Raw genomic sequence first — 15,557 nt, 5'->3', positions numbered from 1 at the left:
CCTTCGGCACCGACGCCGTCAAGCGCGGCCTCCTCGTCGGCACCGCCACCATCACCGCACAGATCAAGTAACACCCCACGTACTCCGGCTGTGCATGGCAGACCGGAACGGCCAACGCCCCGTCGCTCGCGACGGGGCGTTGCTTGTTTCCGAGGAGCGGAAGCAGGCGACGTCCGACGTGCCGCCAGTTACCTCGGCAATCGAGTTCGTTCACGGAGCGCGTGACCTGTGGCCCGCTCGTTCCAACGCACCCGCTCGCTCCCGTAGACACACTCGTGCTCTCCAGAGTGACCAAGGATCAGGTCACATCTCCACCTATCGAAGGTGCTCGGGCAGATCGTCGACATCGTGCAGCAGCATAGACACCACCACCGGCGCCCTCGTCTCACTGAACGATCCCCTATTGGGAGGTGCTTTGGGAAGGGCCCTCACCCTGCAAGACGGTGCCGTCGGTTGCTCGGAGTCGCATGAGGGTTCATCCTCGGGGAATGACCGGTCAGCGTTGTGGCGTTCTGGGCGGCGTTGAGCGAGAACGCGCCGAACGAGTCTTGGACACGATCAACGCTGACGAGCGGTGGCTTTGGGTCATCGCGGGTCGGCCGGATGGCGGCGAGCAGGGTGGAGCCTGGTACGTCGAAGGGGTCGATGGCCGGACCGCGGTGCTCAAGATCTCTGATCCGAGCTGGGCGGAGCAGATGCTCTTAGCTGAGGAGGCCGTTGGGATGGTTCGACGCGCTGGGTACCCGACGCCTGCTTGGATTCGGTGCGGACGGACCGCTGACGGCATCGGGTACCAATTACAGGAGCGGGTGCCCGGCGCTCGGCTCACATCGGTTGACGTCGGTGGCGCGAGGGCGTTGATCTCCACGATCGACTTGCAGGCTGGGCTCAACCCCGCACCTGGACGCAACTGGAACGACTTCGTCGTCGACCAGCTCACGCGGGACATGGGCAATCTTTGTTCCGCGTCAGCAACCGCGGGTGCCAGCGGTATGGCTCTGGTCGAAATCTGTCGACGGCTCGCGGACGATGTGGACGCTCGTGACTGGCCCTGTTCCGACATGGTCCATGGAGATTTCCGGCCGGCAAACGTCCTGCTGATGAACGGCGAGGTCACGGGCGTGGTCGACGTCGAGGCAATTGGGAGCGGCACCCGCGCGTTCGATTTCGCCACGCTGCTCAGCTACGGGCCGATCGACGGGGACGCCGTTGAGCTGATCGTCAACGCTGGTTCGCTCGCAGGCGGCCAGCAAGCACTACGCGCTTGCGTTGCGCTGGTCTTTCTCGACCTCGTCCGTTTCGCAGCGGCACGGCCAGATGCAACCCCGGAGACCACGGCATTCGAAGCCGCACGCCTCGTCGAGCGAGCAGCCATGGTGGAGGCGCTGACGAATTGGTGACGCTCGGAAGTGCAGCCCCGTTCGTGAAGCGCAGATCAGGTACTTGCGCTGCCGAGGGCGCGCACTTCTGCACGGACACGTTGTGCCAGACCTGTCTGAGCTGAGTCGGCGGCGACCGCAGCGTCGATGAGGACGGACAGCCGATCCGTCAACGCCCCGCCGGGATCAGGAGCCCCCACCCGTTCCAGCCCTCGCTCGACCAACCCGTCAATATCACCGGGCTCTCGATGTGACGCTCTCACGGCAGCGACCGCGTTCATCAAGGCGCTCTCTGCCCGAGACCATCCCCGATCCCAGGGCGCGCGCCCGCCGTGGAACAAACCGACCACGTCGAGGTCCACCCGCTGGAACAGAGACCAGTTTCTGAACCGTACGAACACCAGACGACGATCCGGATCGAGTTCGGGGTCGAGCCGAAGTGACTCGACCTGCCCCGCCGCTTTGAGTGCGTGCGGCAGAACTCTGAGCGCGTCGTCGCCGTCGCTCACCCACCACGAAAGGTCGATGTCGCTCCACGCGTCCGCTGTCCCCTCAGCGAGGGAACCTCTGAGGCTCGCGACCGATCCGGGCTGAGCTGCTTGGAGCCCGCGGCGAAGTTGCACGACGCGGTTGGCGCGCTCGACATCGCAGTCCATGCCGTCATCCTCACGTATCGCCGCCGAGAAAGCTGGAAGCCGCTCCAGTAGAGAATCGTCGATTGAGGCACCTTGATGCCGGGCTGTGGCACATGGCCAGGCGTTTCGTGGTGAGCTAGCTGGATGCGCATCAGGTCAGCGGCCGTCGTCGTCCGAGACGAGAGCCTGCTCGTCATCGATCGGCTGAAGAACGGTCGTCACTACTGTGTGCTCCCTGGCGGCGGGGTCGAGGAAGGCGAGAGCCTCCGCGAAGCGTGTCAGCGCGAGTTGCGTGAGGAGACGGGCCTTGATGCGAGCATCGGCGACCTGCTCGACGTACCAGTGGATAGCGCCGTTCCCACGGCTTACTTCGTGGCGCGAGTACGTCCTGGTCCGTTGCAACTCGGGGGTCCAGAGATCGACCGTGCCTCGGAACTGAACCAGTACGAGCCGAGGTGGGTGGAACTGGGCCTGCTCGCGCACATCCCGTTGGTGCCGGAAGTGGCGAGGGAAGCGGTCAAGCTGGTCCTCGAAGCGCGCCGCTGAAGGATCGTTCTCCGGACGCGGGCCGCCAACTCGGTGAACCGGGCCAACAGGTTGGTCCCAGAGTTCCCCGATTTGACCCTCACGCCGCGTGAGGGCAGAACGTGGACCCATGAGCAGCTACTACAACGCCTTCGAGATGAGCCCGGTCCCCGCCCCCGGCCCTGACGTGGTCGCGCCTGAGCCGTTCCACGGGATCTACGGGATGCCGTCGTTCGTGACGATCCCGACAACCGACCTGGCCGCTTCCGTCGACTTCTGGACCCGCGGCCTGGGCTTCTTCGACCTGTTCAGCGTGCCGGGCCAGCTCGTGCACCTGCGCCGGTGGGCCTTTCAGGACGTCCTGCTGGTCCCAACCGCGTCCGCTCCGGATCAGGCGCCGGCGGTGAGCTTCAGCTTCGCGTGCGTCCTGAACCAGATCGACACCCTCGTCACCGCGTGCCGAGCCCACGACGCGGGCGTGGTGAGCGAGCCGCGGGACACGCCCTGGGGCACCCGCGATGTCGAGGTGATCACGCCGGAGAAGGTGCGAGTCGTCTTCACTGCCGCGAAACCCTTCGAGCCGACCAGCCAGACTGCCAAGAACCTCGAAGCGATCGGCATCACCGCACCTGACGCCGACGGCGAGAAGAATGGAGCGCATGCCTGATGACAGCGACGCCGTGGACCTGACTGTTGGTCAGGCCGCGGCGCGCCTAGGCGTGACGGTCCGGACGTTGCATCACTGGGACGAGATCGCCCTTGCGAGGCCGTCGTCACGGTCAGCTGCCGGGTACCGGCTCTATGCCGAAGACGACCTCGAGCGGCTGCGGCGCATCGTCGTCTACCGCGAGCTGGGGCTCGACCTGGAAGCCATTCGGAACGTTCTCGACGATCCGAGTGCGGCCGTTGTCATTGCGCTGCGCGCCCAGCAGTCCCAGCTTGCGGCGCGGATCGAGCATCTCAGCGCGCTGGGCGATGACCTGGCCCGGATGGCCGACGCCCACGAGCACGGGCTGCTCATGACCAATGAGGAGCAGACCGCGACGTTCGGGCCTGGATGGAATCCGCAGTGGCCGGCTGAGGCGCGGCAACTCTACGGCGATACGCCGGAGTGGCGGCACTACGCCGAACGCTCGGCGTCACGCACCGTGGACGACTGGCAGGCCGTCGCCGATGCGTCTGCGGCGCTTGATCAGGCCCTTGCCGACGCCATGGATGCTGGTGTCGAACCCGGCAGCCCGGCCGCGGACGCTCTCGTTGAACAGCACCGCGAGGTGTTCTCCGCCTACTTCCCGATCACCCGGCAGATGCAGGTCGTCCTCGGCCGCATTTACGAAGCCGATCCGGGGTACGCCGCACACTACGACGGCATCCGAGCCGGGCTCGCCTCATGGTTGCGTCGCACCATCGACGCCGGCGCACGCGCCCGCGGCATCGACCCCGACACCGCCACCTGGCAGTAGGACTCGCAGCTCACGGTCGCGCGCGGAGCGGCCGACGTCGACGTGGGAGCGAACGCTGCCCTGAGCCAACGTCTCGTGCGGATCGCCGGCCTTCGAGTGGTCACCGCTCGTTGGCGGCTCGGCGGATCCAGGTGCGGAACTCGACGGCGAAGTGCTCGAGGTGCTGCTCGATCACCGCCGGGGCGCAGGTCGCCGGCAAGGTGACGGACAGACGTGCGGTGAAGCCGTCCTGCTCCTCGTCGAAGGAGTTCGCGATCGAGCCGATCACCGTCCCGTCCGCCAACAGCATGTGCGACCGGCGACCGGCAGTCGCTTCTGCGGCGGGCAGCTCCTGCTCGACGACGGCACTGTCGTCCCAGGGGCGCATGAAGAACGAGCAGACGTACTCGTCGAGGGTCTCGACGATGTTCACGTTGCGCCCCGGCTCGGCGTGGATCCCGTAGTGCTCCGGGTGTCCGGCGAGCATGACGTCCTCGCGGGCGAACGCGGCGCCGAGCCACGCACCGAACTGCGCGGCACTGATGCCCCGTGCACGGAGCGTGGTCGTGCCGGTTGCCTGCTCGCCGCCGGAGCGTCCGAGGTGGGCGCGGAGGAACGCGTCACCCGCAGCGATCTCGTCCTCGAGCAGCTCGAGCAGCTGGACCCGGCCGAGCTTCCGTTTCAGGAGCGCGAGCGCCCGGCGGGCGGAGAACAGCTCGAACCCGTCGATGGTCGAGTCGGTGTCCTCGCCGGCCAGGCGGACGGTCGCGCCGGTCACCGTGCGGCCCGGACGGGGAGCTGGAGGTACGAGGCCTGGTCGCCGCCGGTGTGCACGACGTGCCGCCCGGTGTTCGCGCCGACGTACTCGCGGATCGCCGGCATGAGCGTGCCGAGCAGGTTGCGGGAGCTCACGATGAACCGCAGCTGCTCGCCCGCGTGGAAGCGCAGGCCGACCGGGAACAGGTCGATCTCGATCTCGGCGACCTGCCCGGCAGCGAGCTTCTCGACGCGGTCGAACGAGTGCGCGGGGACGTCGTCGGTCGACAGGGCCTCGTCGAGGTGCCGAGCGGACACCCGGAGGCGTCCGTCGGAGCCCTTGTAGCGCAGGATCGTCGCGCCGTGGTCGGTGAGGTCGTGCGCCATCGCCGACTGGTTCGGCACGGTGAACGCCTGCAGCGGCGTTCCCCAGCGGTCGAGCTTCTGGACGAGGACGAACAGGTCCATGTCGTCGGCGCCCCGGGCCTCGACGAACAGGTGCGCCTTCGGGTACCCGACCAGGACGGTCTCCTCGTCGAAGCGGGTCAGGAACGAGACGGCGTCCGGGTTCGCGTCGACGGCGTAGGACGCTTCTGCAGGTGCCTCGGGCGCGGCCGTGGTCAGCGTTCGCGTCCGGGCGTCGAGGAAGTACTTTGTCGAAGCGGCGTCCTGCGGCGGGAACGACTCAGCCGGCACGGCGACCTCCTCTCCGCCCTGCAGGTCGAGGACCGAGTACCGGACGGTCGGAGTGGTCTCCCACCCGTTGTCGGCGCCCTTGAGGAAGTGGTCGAAGAACCGGCGGAGGTCCTCGACGTTCGCCGGGTCGTAGTAGTCCGGCCACTCCTGGGTGTTGTGGATCCGGAGCCACTTCTCGTCGCTGGCGATCCGACGCCAGGCGCGGAAGGTCCCGGCGGTGTGCAGGGTGTTCGAGTAGCTCGCGACGACGTACGCCGGCACCTCGATCTGCGAGAAGTCAGGGATCTTCTGCTCCCACAGGTCGGTCATCAGCGGGTGGGCGTCGACCTCGGCGAGGATGTCCTCCTTCTGGCCCTTCCCGAAGAAGCTGCCGTCCTGCAGCTGCTGCGCGAACCCGGTGTCGGGCATGCCGCCGCGCTTCACGAGGTCGCGGTAGACGTCGCTGACGCCCTCCCACGGGTTGATCGCGACGAGGTGCGGGGGCTGCTCGGCGGCGGTGAACCACTGCGACACGGCGAGGTAGCTCGTGCCGCTCATGCCGACCTTGCCGTCGCACCACTCTTGCTCGGCCAGCCACTCGATGACGTCGTACGCGTCGCGGCCCTCCTGCCGGTCCCAGAGCACGCTGTCGCCCTCGGAGTCGACCACGCCGCGGATGTCGACGTTGCAGATCGCGTAGCCGTGCTCGACCCAGTACGCGGGGTCCGGTGCCTCGAACTTCTCGAGTCCGGACACCGTGCTGTTCGGCAGCCCGACGAGCCCGAACACCCCCATCACGCTGAGCGACGTGCCCTGCGCCTTGCCGTACGGGCTCCATGCCACGATCACCGGCACCGGCTCGGTACCGACCGGGCGGAACACGTCGACGTGGATGGTCGTGCCGTCGCGCAGCTGCATCGCGACGTCCTTGTCGAACACCGTGTCGACGGGCAGCGGCTTGAACTGCGGCGCGATCCGGAACCCGGCCTCGAGGGTTCGGGTGCCGGGCTCGAAGGGGGTGAGCACACCCGTGCGCGGAGCGGGCAGCGGGGTGGAGGGGACGGTCATCCTCTGGTCGGTCATCGTGTTCTCCTTCGTGCGGGAGTCCTCCGTGGGCTCGTCGTCGAGGCGAGCGTACGTCCGATCCGGCAAGAACTCAACGCGTGTTGAGAAACCCGTCGGCGGAGTAGATTGCGGGCATGGACGGAACGACGGAAGCAGCGACGACCTCCCGCGTGGGTCGCCGTCCCGGGGCGGCCAGCACCCGCACGACGGTCCTCGCGGCGGCGAGTGCGCGGTTCGCCAGCGACGGTTTCGCCGGCACGACGATCCGAGCCGTGGCGGCGGACGCCGGCGTCGACCCTTCGCAGGTGATGCAGTTCTTCGGGTCGAAGGCCGACCTGTTCGCAGCGGTGATGGCCGTGTCCCCGTCCGCGCTCCGGCGCTTCGACACGGCCTTCGAGGGTCCGGACGAGCATCTCGGCGAGCGTGTCGTCCGGGCGTTCCTACAGGCCTGGGAAGGCGCCCCGGAGGAGTCGGAACCGCTGATGGCGATGCTCCGAGGTGCGATGGTCAACGAGGACGCGACGGCGCAGCTGCGGGACTTCATCCAGGCCCGCCTCGTACACGGAGCCTCCGGCGCCGATCACGAGGACCGTACGCTCCGGGCTGGGCTCGCCGCGGCCATGCTCGTCGGGATCATCACGAGCCGGCAGGTCTTCGGGGTCCCTGCCGTGCTCGCAGCCGACCACGACACCGTCGTCGCGATCGCCGGACCCGCGATCCAGAGCGTCCTCGCCGGAGTCAGTCGAGCAGACGCCGAGCGTTCCGGGTCGTGAGTTCCCGCCAACTCGTCGCGTCGTGCGGCGGCTCGGCATCGTCGAGCGCGGCGATCTGCGCGTCCACGCCCTGCGTCGGCGTCCAGCACGAGTCGCTGCCGTAGAGCAGCCGGTCCGTCCCGGCGACCTCGGCGAGGACTGGCACGTCGAGTGGGAACGGCGTGCCTGCCGTGTCGAACCAGAGCCGCCGCATCGCGTCCTTCCAGGGCATCGTGCCGGCGGTGGCGCCGAACAACTGCTGGAACAGGGCGATCCGGTCGGAGAGGACCGGCAGGGTCGCGCCCGAGTGCGGCACGATGACGCGCAGGTCCGGGTACCGGTCGAGGACGCCGGCGAACACCAGGTCGACGATGCTCCTGGTGCTGTCGAACATGAACTCCAGCATCGGGCGAGGACGCCCGAGGGCGGTGTGCTCCCACCCGACGGGCGAGGTCGGGTGCACGAAGACGGCCGCGCCGCGGGCGTCGAGCTCGGCCCAGAGCGGCTCCAACGCGGGATCTCCCAGGTACTGGCCGTGCGCGTTGGACTCGAGGACGACGCCGACCGCACCCGGTCCCTGCAACGTGCGCCGGGCCTCCAGGACCGCACTGTCGACATCCGGCACCGGGAGGGACGCGAAGTACGAGAACCGGTCCGGGTGCGCGGCCGCGATCGCGGCGGCTTCGTCGTTGAGTGTCCGCGCGAGCTCCGCGGCTCGGTCGTCGTCCCCGAAGTGCACTCCGGGCGACGAGATGGACAGGACCGCTCGGGCCATCCCGCGGCGGTCCATGTCACCGAGCTGGCCGGCGAGCGACCAGCTCGGCCAGGCGGGCATGCCGTCCGGCTGTTCGTACCCGGCTGCTCGGGCCGCTGCGACGTAGTCCGCGGTGACGAAGTGTGCGTGGACGTCGATCAGTTCGGACATCGATGGCTCCTCGTTGCGTGTAGTGAACGATTCTGTATCGTAGACCGCATGACCACGACCATTCGCAACGTCCGCACCAGCTCCGGCGGGGTGACCACAACCGAGGCTGTCGACGTCGAGTTCGACGAACACATCAGCACGGTCCGTCCCGCGGGGACCGTCGCTCCAGCCGGCGGTCCGGTCGTCGATGGAACGGGGCAGTTCCTCGTTCCGGGCCTGATCGACACGCACGTCCACCTGGGCTCCCCGGCGGCGCTGTCGTCCGCAGTCCGAGCCGGCGTCACGACGATGGTCGACCTCGGGACACACCCGGACTCCCTCGTCGACGAGCAGCGACGAGCACCGGGGGCCCCGGGGCTCCTCAGCGCGGGCTCGGCCGCCTCGGCACCGGGCAGCACCCAGATCGCTCGGATGGGCTTCCCGGACGCGAGCGGCGTGAGCAGCGCAGCCGATGCCGAGCGGTACCTGGACTGGCGGGCCGCGAACGGGTCGGACCTGGTGAAGATCATCATCGAGGACCCCGACGCCACCGACGTCCCCGCGCTCGACGTCGCAACGATCACGGCCCTGGTCGACGGCGCACGCCGCCGGGGGCTCCGGACCGTGGCCCACGTCGTGACCGCCGCGTCGTTCGTCCGCGGGCTCGACGCCGGGGTCGACATCCTCACGCACGCGCCGCTCGACCGGCCGCTGCCGGACGCGACCGTCCGGCGGATGGCGGACCAGGGCACCATCGCGTCACCGACCCTCGTGATGATGCGCGCGATGGCCCGCGCGCGACTCGGGGACCGTGCCGACGCCGCGTTCGAGAACGCCGTCGAGAGTGTGCGCCGGATGCACACCGCCGGTGTGCCAGTCGTCGCCGGCACGGACGCGAACGAGACCCCGTTCGCGCCGGTTCGCCACGGCGAGGCCCTCCACGAGGAGATGCCCCTCTTGCTGGACACCGGGATGACGAACGGCGCGGTACTGACCGCTGCCACGGACGGGGCAGCGGCGGCATTCGGTCTGCACGACCGCGGGCGTGTGGAAGTGGGGCTGCGTGCGGACCTCCTGCTCACGACCGGCGATCCCCTCGTCGACCCAGCCGTCCTCGCTCAGCCGGGCGCTGTGTGGGTCGGTGGGACACTCATCTCGTGAACGCTCCCGTCCGGCGGCGCGGTGCTGACCTCGAGCACGCGATCTTCGCCGCCACACTCGAACAGCTGGCTGACCACGGCATGGCGGGCCTCACCTTCGAGAACGTCGCCGCGGCAGCCGGTGCGGGCAAGGCCTCGCTCTACCGGCGCTGGACCGATCCGGAGCAGCTCGTCCTCGCTGCCCTCGCCTGGACCGAAGACACCGCGGAGCGGAGCGATCACCCCGGGGGGACCCGACTCCAGCCGGTCGGTGACCTCCGCGACGAACTCATCGCGTTCCTGTCCGATCTCGCGGACGGGCTCACCACCCCCGTCGGACGGGTCCTCGCACCAGTTCTCCTGGAGCGAGAGCGACGACCCGAGATGTGGCAGCGCATCGTCGCACTGCTCATCGAGCCGCGCCAACGCCTCGTGACCGAAGCATTCGGACGCGCCGCGGCCCGTGGCGAGATCCCCTCGAGCGCTGTCAGCCCATCACGCGTCAGCGCTGGCGCCGCACTCGTGCTCGCCCGTCACCTCACCACTGGCCCGCTGTCCCGCGACGACATCGTCGAGGTCGTCGATGACGTCGTACTTCCCGCCCTGTCGCGGTGATCGTCGCGAAGTTGCGCTGACCGACTCGTAGGGGTGTGGCGGAATCCGGGGGTGGGATCAGCGCACAGCCGGCGGCGGCCCCGTCGTGTCCCCCACTCGCAACTCCGAGATGAACGACGCCGGCTGCGGCTCCGCCCCCTCGAGCATCGCCAGCGCAGCACGAGCGGCAGCCTGGCCCTTCTGCACGAACGGCTGCACGAGCGTGGTCAGGTGCCGGATCGGCGTGCGGTGCAACAGGCTGTCGTCCACCGTGATGCCGTCGAACCCGACGACGCTGACGTCCTCGGGCACCCGCAGCCCGGCGTCGAGGGCAGCCGAGATCACCCCGACGGCGATCAGGTCGCTCTGGGCGATGACGGCGGTGGGGCGAGGGCCATCGGCAGCGAAGAGCTCCACGCCGGCCAGGCGTCCTTCTTCCACCGAGCTCCCCGCCGTCTCGACCGCCACGACGGAGGGGTAGACCTCGCGCACGCCCCGGAGCCGTTCGAGCGTCGTGAACGCGATGCCCGAGGCGAACCGGTCGTCGTCGATCGGCCCCCGCCGACGAGCAGCGTCGAGCGGCAGCGTCACCACCGTGACCGCAGTGTGCCCGAGGTCCTGCAGGTACGCAGCAGCACGGCGCGAGGCATCCCGGTTGTCGAGCTGGACGGGCACGGCACCCTCGATCTCGTCCGCCTCGATCGCGACGACGGGGATCTGCCGGCGCCGCAGCACCGCTACGGCCGGGTCGATCCGGACGTTGCACCCGACGAGCACGACGGCGTCCATCGGGGCATCGACGAGTGGGCCGGCCCCCTGTTCGTCATCGAGCGGACTCCGGACCAGCAAGAGCGAAGCGCCCGCAGCCCCGGCGACCTCGGCGATGCCGTCGAGCGTCAGGACGTTGACGGGGTCCCGGAAGGCATCGCTCAAGCGTTCGTCCATCACGACGCCGATGACGCCGGAACGGCCTCGGCGGAGCGAACGCGCACGGGGGTCGGGGCCGCCGTAGCCGAGCTCGGCAGCGGCGGCGAGGACTCGGGCCTTGGCGTCCTCGGACACCGGGCCGCTGCCGCTGAACGCGAGCGAGGCCGTCGACGGCGCGACACCGGCGGCACGGGCGACCGCGGCCAGCGTCGGGCGCGACGGACGGGTGCCTCCGCCGCGGGAAGGCGACGCGCCGAGTGCTGTTGCCGGTTCGTCCATCGCCGGTTAGCGTAGCGGGAACAAGCGGTCGAATCGATTCGATAGCGACCGACACCGAACAAAACGCGCAGCGCGACCCGCACCACGACCACCAGCAACGAAGCACGATGGGACCACCATGACGACGCCGTCCACCCGCACCGTTCCGACCACCAGGGCCTGGATCATCGCGGTGTTCGTGGTGTTCACCCTGTCCGGGCTCGACATCGCGACGTGGCTCGGCCGGATCCCGAGCGTCCGCGACTCCCTCGGCGCGAGCACGTTCGAGATGGGTCTGCTCGTCCTGGGTATGGCCGTCGGTTCGATCGGCGGCCTGACCTTCGCCGGCCACATCGTCGCCAAGCTCGGCGCACGCCGCGGGATCCAGATCGCCGCCGCCTGTCTGGCACTCGGCATGGTCTTCGCCGGCATCGCGGTCACGCTCGGGTGGGGCTTCGCCGCCATCTGGATCGCCCTGATCGCCTTCGGGTTCGGCAACGGCCTGTGCGACGTGTCGATGAACGTCTCGGGCGCCGCAGCCGAGAAGGCCGGTGGGCGCACGATCATGCCCCTGTTCCACGCCGCGTTCAGCCTCGGCACGCTGGCGGGCGCCGGGCTCGGTGCCCTGGCCGAGCGGCTCGAGATCCCCGTCTCCGTGCACTTCATCGTGCTGGTCGTCATCACGAGCGCCGTGATGCTCGTCGCCGTCACGAAGTTCCAGGACGAGCACCGCTTCGCCGAGCAGGTCTCCACCGACACCAGCCCGGTCGCGACGCCACTCACCCGCATGCAGGTCTGGGCGCAGCCGTCCACGATCCTCATCGGTGTGATCGTGCTCGGCATGGCCCTGGCCGAGGGATCCGCGAACGACTGGCTGCCGCTCGCGATGATCGACGGCCACGGGCTCGACAACGCCGCGGGTGCCGGCGTGCTCACGGTGTTCCTCGCCGCGATGACCGTCGGCCGCGTCGCCGGCAGCCCCCTCATCGACAAGTTCGGGCGCGTCCCGATCCTGCGGATCAGCGCCGCCGTCGCGGTGGTCGGCCTCGGCATGCTCATCTTCATCGACAACGTGCCGCTCGCGATCGTGGGTGTCGTGCTCTGGGGCCTCGGTGCCAGCCTCGGTTTCCCGATGGGCATGTCGGCCGCCGCCGACGACCCCCGCACGGCCGCCGCCAAGGTCAGCGCCGTCGCGACCATCGGGTACGTGGCGTTCCTGGCCGGTCCTCCGCTCATCGGGTTCCTCGGCGAGCACGTCGGACTGCTCGGTGCGCTCCTGGTCGTCTTCGTGTTCATCATCGCGGCGGGACTCGCGTCGGGTGCCGCCCGTGAGACCGGCGCCGCCGCCAGGCCGACCCGCGGGGGCGGCGACGGACACGGCGGGGGCGAGCCGCGCCTCCCGGCCGACAGTGCCGACAACGTCGACAACGCGACGAGCGCGCCGTCCGGGTCGGGACGCGACGCCCGTTAGGCTTCCCGGGTGCGTCTCGTCATCGCCCGCTGCTCCGTCGACTACGCGGGCCGGCTCTCAGCCCACCTGCCGCTCGCGACCCGTCTGCTCATGCTCAAGGCGGACGGCTCGCTGCTCGTGCACTCCGACGGTGGCAGCTACAAGCCGCTGAACTGGATGAGCCCGCCGTGCTCGATCGAGATGAGCGAGCCGGACGAGGAGCAGACCGTCGGTGGCATCACCGAGGTCTGGACGGTGACGCAGAAGAAGACCCAGGACCGCCTGATCGTGTCCATCCACGAGGTCATCGCGGACCAGACCCACGACCTCGGCGTCGACCCGGGGCTGGTGAAGGACGGGGTCGAGGCGCACCTGCAGCAGCTCCTCGCGGAGCAGATCGAACTGCTCGGCGACGGCCACACGCTGGTCCGCCGCGAGTACATGACCGCCATCGGGCCGGTCGACATCCTGGCGCGCGACGACGCCGGGGCGAGCGTCGCGGTCGAGATGAAGCGCAATGCCAACATCGACGCGGTCGAGCAGCTCACGCGCTACCTCGAACTCATGAACCGCGATCCGCACCTGCGGCCGGTGCAGGGCGTGCTGGCGGCGCAGACGGTGGCACCGCAGGCGCGCACCCTCGCCGAGGACCGCGGCATCCGCGTCCTCGTGCTCGACTACGACGCGATGCGCGGCATCGAGGGCGGGCACACCCGCCTGTTCTGAGTGCGGTGCGGCGCGGCGTGTTGGTGCGGCGTCGCGTTGGTGGGTCTCCCGCCGGAACCAGGTTCCGGACACGGAACCGCGGAATCGCATGGTGCTGTGTCCGGAACCTGGTTCCGCCCGACGGCCCGACCGCCCGCCCGACCGGGAGGCCCGGCGCACGTCCGCCCCGTCGCGCGCGGCACCAGGGTGGTCCCGTCGACCGCCGCCGGTAGGGTGGGCAGGACATGACCAGCCCGTTCTCCGCCATCCTGTTCGACCTCGACGGCACCATCAGCGACTCCGCGCCGGGCATCCTCGAGAGCCTGACGCACACCTTCCGCACCGTGGGCGTCCCGGTGCCCGACCAGGACACCCTGATGTCGTTCGTCGGCCCGCCGATCATGGACACGTTCCGGGTCGCGATGGGCATGGACGAGGCGCAGGCGGAGCACACCCTCGCCGTGTACCGCGAGCACTACTTCTCGCACGGCGCCCTCGACTCGACGATGTTCCCCGGCATCGACGTCGTGCTCCGCGCGCTGCACGACGCCGGGTTGCCGATCTCGACCGCGACGAGCAAGCCCGAGACGCCGGCGACGTACATCCTCGAGCACTACGGGCTCACCGGGGACATCGACATCATCACGGGCGCCAGCGACGACGAGGTCCGGTCGAGCAAGGCCGACGTCGTCGAGGAAGCGCTGCGCCGCCTCGACTCCCGCGGGTTCGACATCAGCCGTCCGGTGCTCATCGGCGACCGGGTGCACGACGTCGAGGGCGCCACGGTGCACGGCGTCCCGGTGGTCTTCGCCGAGTGGGGGTACGGCTCCCCCGCCGAGGCCGAGGGCACCATCGCCACGGCCGCCACCCCGCTGGACCTGCTCCCGATCCTGCTGCCGTGACGGACGGGACCGACGCGACCGGCGGGACCGACGCGACCGGCGGGACCGACGCGACGAGCGGGCACGGCCGGACCGGCGCGACGCGGCAGGGGCTGCGTGCCGCCGCGTGGGTGCTGCCCGCCGCCATCGTCCTCATCGCACTGAACTTCCGCGGGCCGATCGTCGCGACGGCTCCGGTCATCGGCGACGTCCGGCTCGACCTCGGCCTGACGTCCACGATCGCCGGGCTGCTGACGACGATCCCCGTGCTCTGCTTCGCCCTGGCGACGCCGTTCGCCAGCTGGGTCATCGCGAAGGCCGACCCCGAGCGTGCGGTGTCCCTGTCGCTCGTCATCGTGCTCGCCGGCACCGTGGTGCGCTCGATGCCGTCGTCCGCCGCACTGCTCATCGGCACCGCGGTGATCGGCATCGGCATCACGATCGGCAACGTGGTGATCCCCGTCGTCATCCGGCGGGACACCTCGCCGGAGCGTGTCGGCCTGGTCACCGGCGTCTACACGTCGGCGCTCAACGTCGGGTCGATGATCACCTCACTCGCGACCGCTCCTCTGGCGGCGCTGTGGGGTTGGCCCGTCGCGATCGCCGTGTGGGCGGTCTTCGCGGTCATCGCCGGGTTCGCCTGGACGTACGCAGTGGGCGCCCGGGCCGCGTGGCGCCGCCCCGTGCGCTCCGACGACGACGAGCCCCTGCCGATCACCGGTCCGATCGACCAGGTGCTCGACACCGGGGCGATCCGGACGATCCGCGCCGACCGGGCCGCGGCGGCCGCTGCTGCCACCGCCGCCGAGCCGGTCCGTCCTGCACGACGACTCATCACGTGGGGGCTCACGCTGGCGTTCGGCGGCCAGGCGTTCTCGTACTACGCCCTGACCGCCTGGATCCCGACCCTGCTGCACGACGAGATCGGGTTCTCGAAGGCGTCGTCCGGGGCGAGCTCGTCGGTGTTCCAGATCCTGGCCGTGGTCGGTGCGCTCGGGGTCCCGCTGCTCGCGGCGAAGTGGCGGCCGCGGGCGATCATCGCGCTCGTCGCGTTCCTGTGGCTGGCGATGCCCCTCGGGCTGCTCTTCGCCCCGCAGCTCTGGTTGCTGTGGTCGGTGCTCGGCGGCGCGGCCCAGGGCGGCGGCATCACCGTGATCTTCATCGTGATCGTGCGGATCGTGTCGAGCGACGCCGATGCCCGTCGGATGTCCGCGTTCGTGCAGGGCGGCGGGTACCTGATCGGCTCGGCCGGGCCGCTCGTCGCCGGGGCGCTGCACGGTGCGACCGGGGACTGGACGGCACCGCTGCTCGTCGTGCTCGTGTCGGTGCTGACGCTCGGGGTCGTCGGCACGATCGCCGCGCGCCGCGTGTCCTGAGGGGCGCCCGCTGCGCTGCGGGGCGCTTCGTGAGCAGAAATGGTCGGGTCGCCGCACCTGACCCGACCATTTCTGCTCACGAAGTCCCGCCCGC

General features: G+C 69.9%; 16 protein-coding genes. 11 read left to right on the top strand and 5 right to left on the bottom strand.

All coding sequences use genetic code 11. From position 1 onward, the window contains the following. Window positions 1-488 precede the first annotated feature (488 nt). A complete protein-coding gene (locus tag HQQ88_RS07945; RefSeq protein WP_173169116.1) occupies window positions 489-1,400 on the top strand; it encodes an aminoglycoside phosphotransferase family protein in 912 nt (303 codons plus the stop codon). A gap of 35 nt (window positions 1,401-1,435) precedes the next feature. On the opposite strand, the gene HQQ88_RS07940 is transcribed toward HQQ88_RS07945, so the two are convergent. Continuing rightward, complete coding sequence (locus HQQ88_RS07940) at window positions 1,436-2,035, bottom strand: hypothetical protein (RefSeq protein WP_173169115.1); 600 nt, start codon at window positions 2,033-2,035, stop codon at window positions 1,436-1,438. A 123-nt stretch (window positions 2,036-2,158) separates the two neighbouring features. Between HQQ88_RS07940 and HQQ88_RS07935 the strand changes: the two genes are divergently transcribed. The 3 genes from HQQ88_RS07935 to HQQ88_RS07925 all read left to right on the top strand — a co-directional run bounded on the left by HQQ88_RS07935 (window position 2,159) and on the right by HQQ88_RS07925 (window position 4,002). Next, window positions 2,159-2,560, top strand: coding sequence for an NUDIX domain-containing protein (locus HQQ88_RS07935; RefSeq protein ID WP_173169114.1), 402 nt, complete (start codon window positions 2,159-2,161; stop codon window positions 2,558-2,560). Window positions 2,561-2,669: 109 nt separating this feature from the next. Next, entirely contained in the window at window positions 2,670-3,206 is a 537-nt protein-coding gene (locus HQQ88_RS07930; protein ID WP_123294480.1) for a VOC family protein, read from the top strand. After that, window positions 3,199-4,002 carry a MerR family transcriptional regulator gene (locus HQQ88_RS07925; protein ID WP_173169113.1) on the top strand — a complete coding sequence of 268 codons (804 nt, stop codon included), beginning with the start codon at window positions 3,199-3,201 and terminating at the stop codon, window positions 4,000-4,002. The genes HQQ88_RS07930 and HQQ88_RS07925 overlap by 8 nt, the downstream gene beginning before the upstream one ends. 100 nt (window positions 4,003-4,102) lie before the next feature. On the opposite strand, the gene HQQ88_RS07920 is transcribed toward HQQ88_RS07925, so the two are convergent. Together HQQ88_RS07920 and HQQ88_RS07915 are read right to left on the bottom strand one after the other, a co-directional pair. Beyond that, on the bottom strand, window positions 4,103-4,759 hold the full coding sequence (locus tag HQQ88_RS07920; RefSeq protein ID WP_123294478.1) for a hypothetical protein: 657 nt from the start codon (window positions 4,757-4,759) through the stop codon (window positions 4,103-4,105). Next, window positions 4,756-6,495, bottom strand: coding sequence for a CocE/NonD family hydrolase (locus HQQ88_RS07915; protein WP_173169112.1), 1,740 nt, complete (start codon window positions 6,493-6,495; stop codon window positions 4,756-4,758). Before HQQ88_RS07915 ends, HQQ88_RS07920 begins: the two co-directional genes overlap by 4 nt. 116 nt (window positions 6,496-6,611) lie before the next feature. Here HQQ88_RS07915 and HQQ88_RS07910 point away from each other — a divergent pair, with 116 nt between their 5' ends. Further along, the gene (locus tag HQQ88_RS07910) at window positions 6,612-7,250 is read left to right on the top strand and encodes a TetR family transcriptional regulator (RefSeq protein ID WP_123671260.1); all 639 of its coding nucleotides are present in this window, start codon (window positions 6,612-6,614) and stop codon (window positions 7,248-7,250) included. On the opposite strand, the gene HQQ88_RS07905 is transcribed toward HQQ88_RS07910, so the two are convergent. Then, window positions 7,216-8,154 (bottom strand): amidohydrolase family protein, encoded by a 939-nt coding sequence (locus HQQ88_RS07905; protein WP_173169111.1) that lies wholly within the window; start codon window positions 8,152-8,154, stop codon window positions 7,216-7,218. The genes HQQ88_RS07910 and HQQ88_RS07905 overlap by 35 nt on opposite strands. Window positions 8,155-8,202: 48 nt before the next feature. Between HQQ88_RS07905 and HQQ88_RS07900 the strand changes: the two genes are divergently transcribed. After that, window positions 8,203-9,294: an amidohydrolase family protein gene (locus HQQ88_RS07900; protein ID WP_173169110.1), complete on the top strand. Its 1,092-nt coding sequence runs from the start codon at window positions 8,203-8,205 to the stop codon at window positions 9,292-9,294. Next, window positions 9,291-9,887: a TetR-like C-terminal domain-containing protein gene (locus HQQ88_RS07895; RefSeq protein WP_173169109.1), complete on the top strand. Its 597-nt coding sequence runs from the start codon at window positions 9,291-9,293 to the stop codon at window positions 9,885-9,887. The genes HQQ88_RS07900 and HQQ88_RS07895 overlap by 4 nt, the downstream gene beginning before the upstream one ends. Before the next feature lie 57 nt (window positions 9,888-9,944). On the opposite strand, the gene HQQ88_RS07890 is transcribed toward HQQ88_RS07895, so the two are convergent. Next, window positions 9,945-11,072 carry a LacI family DNA-binding transcriptional regulator gene (locus tag HQQ88_RS07890; protein ID WP_173169108.1) on the bottom strand — a complete coding sequence of 376 codons (1,128 nt, stop codon included), beginning with the start codon at window positions 11,070-11,072 and terminating at the stop codon, window positions 9,945-9,947. 118 nt (window positions 11,073-11,190) lie between these two features. Here HQQ88_RS07890 and HQQ88_RS07885 point away from each other — a divergent pair, with 118 nt between their 5' ends. The 4 genes from HQQ88_RS07885 (at window position 11,191) to HQQ88_RS07870 (ending at window position 15,463) form a co-directional block, all read left to right on the top strand. Continuing rightward, window positions 11,191-12,522, top strand: coding sequence for an MFS transporter (locus HQQ88_RS07885; protein WP_243834041.1), 1,332 nt, complete (start codon window positions 11,191-11,193; stop codon window positions 12,520-12,522). Window positions 12,523-12,531: 9 nt separating this feature from the next. Further along, window positions 12,532-13,227, top strand: coding sequence for an endonuclease NucS (gene nucS / locus HQQ88_RS07880; RefSeq protein WP_111083752.1), 696 nt, complete (start codon window positions 12,532-12,534; stop codon window positions 13,225-13,227). A gap of 224 nt (window positions 13,228-13,451) precedes the next feature. Then, window positions 13,452-14,108, top strand: a complete 657-nt coding sequence (locus HQQ88_RS07875; protein WP_173169107.1) for an HAD hydrolase-like protein — start codon at window positions 13,452-13,454, stop codon at window positions 14,106-14,108. After that, window positions 14,105-15,463 (top strand): CynX/NimT family MFS transporter, encoded by a 1,359-nt coding sequence (locus HQQ88_RS07870; RefSeq protein WP_367916992.1) that lies wholly within the window; start codon window positions 14,105-14,107, stop codon window positions 15,461-15,463. The genes HQQ88_RS07875 and HQQ88_RS07870 overlap by 4 nt, the downstream gene beginning before the upstream one ends. Window positions 15,464-15,557: the final 94 nt, after the last annotated feature.

It is taken from the genome of Curtobacterium sp. VKM Ac-2861 (assembly GCF_013204965.1).
Lineage (GTDB): Bacteria > Actinomycetota > Actinomycetes > Actinomycetales > Microbacteriaceae > Curtobacterium.
This window is presented reverse-complemented; position numbering and strand designations above follow the sequence as displayed.

What these genes read in the sequence shown, in the direction of transcription:
- HQQ88_RS07940 (WP_173169115.1), bottom strand. Translation starts at nt 2,035, where the DNA reads ATGGACTGCGATGTCGAGCGCGCCAACCGCGTCGTGCAACTTCGCCGC.
- HQQ88_RS07925 (WP_173169113.1), top strand. Translation starts at nt 3,199, where the DNA reads ATGCCTGATGACAGCGACGCCGTGGACCTGACTGTTGGTCAGGCCGCG.
- HQQ88_RS07910 (WP_123671260.1), top strand. Translation starts at nt 6,612, where the DNA reads ATGGACGGAACGACGGAAGCAGCGACGACCTCCCGCGTGGGTCGCCGT.
- HQQ88_RS07935 (WP_173169114.1), top strand. Translation starts at nt 2,159, where the DNA reads ATGCGCATCAGGTCAGCGGCCGTCGTCGTCCGAGACGAGAGCCTGCTC.
- HQQ88_RS07890 (WP_173169108.1), bottom strand. Translation starts at nt 11,072, where the DNA reads ATGGACGAACCGGCAACAGCACTCGGCGCGTCGCCTTCCCGCGGCGGA.
- HQQ88_RS07915 (WP_173169112.1), bottom strand. Translation starts at nt 6,495, where the DNA reads ATGACCGACCAGAGGATGACCGTCCCCTCCACCCCGCTGCCCGCTCCG.
- HQQ88_RS07900 (WP_173169110.1), top strand. Translation starts at nt 8,203, where the DNA reads ATGACCACGACCATTCGCAACGTCCGCACCAGCTCCGGCGGGGTGACC.
- HQQ88_RS07945 (WP_173169116.1), top strand. Translation starts at nt 489, where the DNA reads ATGACCGGTCAGCGTTGTGGCGTTCTGGGCGGCGTTGAGCGAGAACGC.
- HQQ88_RS07905 (WP_173169111.1), bottom strand. Translation starts at nt 8,154, where the DNA reads ATGTCCGAACTGATCGACGTCCACGCACACTTCGTCACCGCGGACTAC.
- HQQ88_RS07885 (WP_243834041.1), top strand. Translation starts at nt 11,191, where the DNA reads ATGACGACGCCGTCCACCCGCACCGTTCCGACCACCAGGGCCTGGATC.
- HQQ88_RS07930 (WP_123294480.1), top strand. Translation starts at nt 2,670, where the DNA reads ATGAGCAGCTACTACAACGCCTTCGAGATGAGCCCGGTCCCCGCCCCC.
- HQQ88_RS07875 (WP_173169107.1), top strand. Translation starts at nt 13,452, where the DNA reads ATGACCAGCCCGTTCTCCGCCATCCTGTTCGACCTCGACGGCACCATC.